This window comes from Arthrobacter sp. (assembly GCF_031179385.1).
GTDB lineage: Bacteria > Actinomycetota > Actinomycetes > Actinomycetales > Micrococcaceae > Arthrobacter_D.
Map to the genome: position 1 here is coordinate 1 of NZ_JAPSHV010000200.1, position 3060 is coordinate 3060.

A 3060-nucleotide genomic window follows, 5' to 3' on the forward strand; every position below is an offset into this window, starting at 1 on the left:
GTCTTCGTCACTGTGCCGGTGATGACTCTGCTCGGGGGAGACGAACCTGCCGAGCTGGACGGCTATGGGCCGATCGATGCGGACACCGCGCGGAAATTGGCCGGACATGCGCCGTCGTTCACCCGGTTACTCACTCATCCGGAAAGCGGAGCGGTGATGTCAGTTGGCAGGACCAGGTACAAGCCGCCGAAGGACCTGCAGGATTGGGTGAGGGTGCGGGACAAGACGTGTCGGCATCCGGGGTGTAGTCGGGTGGCTTCGGCATGCGAGATCGACCACACGATTCCCTGGTCGCAGGGTGGAGAAACCCGTGCCGCCAACCTTGCTGCCCTGTGCAAGAAGCACCACATGTTCAAGACGATGGGCTTCTGGAGGCACAGTCAACCACACGAGGGCACGATGCTTTCCACATCGTTCGCTGGGAAGACCTACACGACGCTGCCCGAACCGTTCGTTCACCGTGCGCAGGTGCCGCCACCGTTCTGAGATTTCGAAGTGTGCTGCGCGCATTCTGGGATCAAGCGTGCCTTGCCCGCTACGCTAAGCCAGCAAGCGTGCCTTGCCCGCTACGCTAAGCCAGGTGGCGGCTAACGGAAATGAACCCCGGACATCGATCGGCCGGTCCCTTGCGCGAGTCCTCCTGGGGCTGTTCCTCATCACGGCGGGAACGGCCCACCTCACTGCTGCGCGTTCGGAGTTCACCGCACAGGTTCCCTCCTGGCTTCCGCTGGATGCCGACGCCGTCGTTGTGGGTTCCGGTGTCATCGAACTGGCCCTCGGGGTAGCGCTGATCGTCCTAAAGCGGCGCAGGGTTCTTGTCGGCTGGCTGGCAGCGGCCTTCTTCCTTGTGATCTTTCCCGGCAATATTGCCCAGTACGTAGAGGGCGTTGATGCCTTTGGCCTGACGACCGACCGAGCTAGGTTCATCCGCCTCTTCTTTCAGCCCGTGCTTGTGCTGTGGGCGCTCTGGTCTACCGGTGCCTGGCGCGACCGACAGTTGCTACGCTCAACCAAGTGACCACCAACGCCATTGACGGCATCCCGACGACACCACGATCGGACGTGGCGTTGTGGACCTAAGCGTGGTCATTGCGCTCTTGGGCGCGGTCATCCTCATCGGGATGGGCTCTGTCTTCCGGCACAAATTCATCACCGCCGCCGACTTCTGGTCAGGACTCGAAAAGCTCGTCTACTTCGTACTCCTCCCGTCCCTGCTCGTCACCGGCCTCGCCGAAGCCGACTTCGCCCTTCTCGAACCAGGTCCAATCGTCCTGGTGCTGGCATCATCCGCGCTGTTCTCATCGCTGCTCGCCTACGGACTGCGCCGCCCCGCGGCCGGCCACAACGGTCCGGCCTTCACATCCGTCTTTCAAGGCATCGTCCGCTTCAACACGTACATTGGAGTTACGACGGCAGCGGCCCTCTTCGGCTCCGACGGCATCGCCATCGCTGCCCTCGCTACCGCAGTCCTGATACCACTGGTGAACCTGGCATCGACTGTCGCACTCGCACATCACGGACATCACAAACTGCGGGGGAGGGCCCTACTCCGCGCAGTGTTCCTCAACCCGCTCATCCTGGCTTGCCTTATCGGCCTCGCCGCAAACCTGATCGGGTCAGTACCAGCAGTCTCCAGCGTGCTCGAGATGCCGATACCGGCCGGCGTCGTACAGCTTCTCGCAGCTGTCCTGGGGCTGCTCGGCGGAGCCGCCCTGCCGATTGGGCTCATCTGCGTCGGCGCCGGCCTCCACGGACGACTCTTCCCACGTGAATCCCTCCGGCCGGTCCTGGCCGCCATCCTGTTGCGCTTCCTTCCGGTGCCCGCCGCAACACTGGGACTGTGTCTGCTCATCGGATTCAGCGGACCGGCCGCCGTCGTCTGCGTAGTCTTCCAGGCACTCCCGACCGCCACCAGTTCCTACGTCTTCGCCCGACGACTCGGAGGCGACGCCGCCCTCATGGCACAGATCACCGCCGCCCAGACTGTCCTGTCCGGGATAGCCCTGCCAGCCTGGATCCTCATCGCACTGGCGGTCCTGCTGTAGGGACGTGAAGGACGGAGGTCGCTAGGATCAGCTCATGGATGCCAGTGAAGCCGTGACCAGTAAAGCAGCTGAGACCACCCTCGTCACCCTCGGCGATATTGAAGCCGCCGCGGAACGCATCAGCGACCTGGTTCTCCGAACGCCAATCATCCAGCTGCCACACCCGCGACGCCCGGATGACCTTCTCCACTGCAAGGCCGAGTCCCTGCAACCCACCAGCGCCTTCAAACTGCGCGGCGCCTACAACACCATCGCCCAAGTGCTCGACCAGGCTCGCGAACACGGTATCGTCGCCCAATCCTCCGGCAACCACGCCCGGGCCGTGGCCTGGGTCGCACACCGACTCGGTCTGCGAGCGATCATCGTGATGCCCGAGGCAGCTCCACGGACAAAGATCGACGCCGTCCGCGCACTCGGCGCCGAAGTCCAGGTAGTGCCGTCCCGTCTGCGCGACGTCCGAGCCCACGAACTCGTAGCCCAGCACGGGTATATTCACATTCCGCCCTACGACGACCCACGCATCATCGCCGGACAGGGGACAGTCGGCCTCGAGATCGTGCAACAACTGCCCGACGTCGACACCGTCCTCGTCCCGATCTCCGGCGGCGGGCTTATCTCCGGTATAGCGACGGCGGTGAAAGCACTCAAGCCTGAAGCCCGCGTAGTCGGTGTCGAACCCGAGCTGGCAGCTGACGCCGCCGAAAGCTTCCGTGAAGGCCGACGCATCACGTGGGAGCAGGACCTGACCTACCGCACCATCGCCGACGGCTTACGCACCCCGGCCCTCGGCGTACACCCGTGGGAACATGTGAAGCGCTACGTGGATGACATCATCACCGTCACCGAAGAACAGATCTTCGCTGCAATGCGGCACCTCACCCTCGCCGGCAGGCTTGTGGTGGAGCCGTCCGGTGCAGTCGCTACCGCAGCCTGGATGCACGACCTCGTTTCCAGCCAGAACGACGGCGGCACGGTGGCCGCCGTCGTCTCCGGCGGATCGGTTGATCCCGCCCTT

Annotated in this window: 4 protein-coding genes; all 4 read left to right on the forward strand. The window is 64.0% G+C overall.

The features are described 5' to 3' along the window. Positions 1-486, forward strand: a 486-nt coding sequence (locus RIF85_RS15415) for an HNH endonuclease (protein ID WP_309072783.1), incomplete at its 5' end; no start/stop codon positions are given. Positions 487-580: 94 nt separating this feature from the next. Then, entirely contained in the window at positions 581-1018 is a 438-nt protein-coding gene (locus RIF85_RS15420) for a hypothetical protein (RefSeq protein WP_309072784.1), read from the forward strand. Between the two features lie 64 nt (positions 1019-1082). After that, positions 1083-2045, forward strand: coding sequence for an AEC family transporter (locus RIF85_RS15425; protein WP_309072785.1), 963 nt, complete (start codon positions 1083-1085; stop codon positions 2043-2045). A 34-nt stretch (positions 2046-2079) separates the two neighbouring features. After that, positions 2080-3060 (forward strand): threonine/serine dehydratase (locus tag RIF85_RS15430; RefSeq protein WP_309072786.1); only part of this gene is annotated, 981 nt, incomplete at its 3' end.